The organism is Christiangramia marina (assembly GCF_048285865.1).
Classification (GTDB): Bacteria; Bacteroidota; Bacteroidia; order Flavobacteriales; family Flavobacteriaceae; genus Christiangramia; species Christiangramia marina.
Map to the genome: position 1 here is coordinate 1 of NZ_JBLVTK010000096.1, position 278 is coordinate 278.

General features: G+C 64.0%; 1 protein-coding gene. It reads right to left on the reverse strand.

What is annotated here, in order from left to right; genetic code table 11:
* The coding region (locus ACNKXS_RS15475; RefSeq protein ID WP_417921664.1) for a hypothetical protein at positions 1–278 on the reverse strand (278 nt) is incomplete at both ends.

Genomic DNA, 278 nt, shown 5'->3' on the forward strand with positions numbered 1-278 from the left:
CTGCAGGCCTTCATACACGTTGACGGTACGGTAGCGCTCGGACGCGTGGGAGTACACCACCACCAGCGCGAACCCGGCCACCATCGCGTTTTCCTTCTGCTTGTTCGAGCAGTAGATGTCGGCGGTCGACACGCTCAGGCCGCCGAAGGTGAACGCGGTCTTGCCCTGGACCAGGGATGTGACGTCCGCGGCGGCGGCGAAATACGTCAGGCCGTCGATCGACGAGCTATAACGGCGCTCGGGCGGCGCCGTGACCGTCGTATTGTTGAGCAGTACCG